The sequence below is a fragment of the Roseateles sp. genome, assembly GCF_036404855.1.
Lineage (GTDB): Bacteria > Pseudomonadota > Gammaproteobacteria > Burkholderiales > Burkholderiaceae_C > Pelomonas.
This window is the reverse complement of sequence record NZ_DASWYS010000345.1, coordinates 1-1,914: the sequence shown is the minus strand read 5'-3', so window position 1 is coordinate 1,914 and position 1,914 is coordinate 1. Positions and strand designations below refer to the sequence as shown.

The window sequence follows — 1,914 nt, the reverse complement described above, 5'->3', positions numbered from 1 at the left end:
CGAAGGGCACGAAACCCGGCAGGGCCTCTATGCGGCGCAGGAAGGCATTCACGCGCGGGTAGCCCGACAGGTCCACGTTGCCTTCCGGTGCCCGGGCGACGTAGCTGTACAGGGCGACGTCGGCGATGGTGGGGTGGCTGGCGGCCAGCCAGTCGCGGCCGTCCAGGTGGTCCTCCAGCTTGCCGAGGATGGCGTGTGCCCGGCCGATCACTTCTTCCGGGTTGAATCGGGCGCCGAACACGGTGACCAGGCGGGCCGCCGCCGGGCCGTAGGCGATCTCGCCCGCGGCCACGGAGAGCCAGCGCTGCACCTCCGCGGCACCGGCGGCGTCCTGCGGCAGCCAGTCCGTGCGGGCGTGCTTGCTGGCCAGGTAGACGAGGATGGCGTTGGAGTCCGACACGACCGTGCCGTTGTCGTCCAGCACCGGCACCTGACCGAAGCGGTTGAGGGCGAGGAAGTCCGGCTTCTTGTGGGCGCCGGCCTTCAGGTCCACTTCGATCAGTTCGTGGGGCAGGCCCAGCAGGGAGACGAACAGGCGGGCGCGGTGGGCGTGGCCGGAGAGGGGGTGGTGATAGAGCTTCATGGCGGGTTCCTGGTGGGTCTGGTGGGGTGGCGGGAGCGGGTCCCGTCCTGCCCATGCAGGTTCGCCCAGGGAGGCCCCGGCGAGAATCACCGGGCTTGGCACTTCATTGTTGCGCCGGGCGCAATGATCGCGGCGGCGCCGCCCACGGGGCTTTCCGGCCGGCTGGCCGGGCGGGGTGGAGCAGGGGCAGCCGGGCCTGCTCGTGCCGGGGCTGGCATTTGCGCGCGGGGCAGGGCGCGGCGGGCGGTTCCGCTTTATGATGCGCGCCTTTCGTTGCAAGATAGCCCCATGAAAGCCATAAGAAAATCGAGCAAGCTGGCTCATGTCCTCTACGACATCCGCGGCCCCATCATGGATCGGGCCAAGCAGATGGAGGACGAGGGGCAGCAGCTCATCAAGCTCAACATCGGCAACCTGGCCGTGTTCGGCTTCGACGCGCCCGAGGAAGTCCAGCAGGACATGATCCGCAACCTGCCCAATTCGGCGGGATATTCGGACAGCAAGGGCATCTTCGCCGCGCGCAAGGCGGTGATGCACTATTCCCAGACGCAGGGCGTGCAGGGCGTGACGCTGGAAGACGTCTACCTGGGCAACGGCGCCTCCGACCTGATCGCGATGGCGACCACGGCCCTGCTCGACAATGGCGACGAGCTGTTGCTGCCGGCGCCGGACTATCCGCTGTGGACGGCGGTGGCGAGCCTGTCGGGCGGCAAGCCGGTGCACTACCTCTGCGACGAGGCCAAGGGCTGGATTCCCGACCTGAACGATATCCGCGCCAAGATCACGCCGCGCACCAAGGGTATCGTGGTCATCAACCCGAACAACCCGACGGGCGTGGTGTATCCCGACGAGGTGCTGCGCGAGATCGTGGAGATCGCCCGCGAGCACGGGCTGGTGATCCTGGCCGACGAGGTCTACGACAAGGTGCTGTACGAAGGCGTGCGCCACACCGCGCTGGGCAGCCTGTCGACCGACGTGCTGACGCTGACCTTCAACTCGCTGTCCAAGAGTTATAGAGCCTGCGGCTATCGCGCGGGCTGGATGGTGGTGTCGGGAGACAAGGCCGGTGCCTCGGACTACATCGATGGCCTGAACATGCTGGCCAACATGAAGCTCTGCGCCAACGTGCCGGGGCAGTGGGCGATCCAGACGGCGCTGGGCGGCTACCAGAGCATCAACGACCTGGTCAGCGAGGGCGGCCGCCTGCGCCGGCAGCGCGACCTGGCCTACGAACTGATCACGGCGATCCCGGGCGTGACCTGCGTCAAGCCGGAGGCGGCGCTCTACATGTTCCCCCGGCTCGATCCGGAGGTCTATCCGATCAAGGACGA

The 1,914-nt window shown here is 67.8% G+C and carries 2 protein-coding genes; one reads left to right on the top strand and one right to left on the bottom strand.

Features of this window, described 5'->3' with window-relative positions; translation table 11 throughout:
• Nucleotides 1–583, bottom strand: a 583-nt coding sequence (locus VGF12_RS23055; protein WP_331178384.1) for a glutathione S-transferase, incomplete at its 3' end; no start/stop codon positions are given.
• Nucleotides 584–871: 288 nt separating this feature from the next.
• Between VGF12_RS23055 and VGF12_RS23050 the strand changes: the two genes are divergently transcribed.
• On the top strand, nt 872–1,914 hold a 1,043-nt coding region (locus VGF12_RS23050; protein WP_331178383.1), incomplete at its 3' end, for a pyridoxal phosphate-dependent aminotransferase.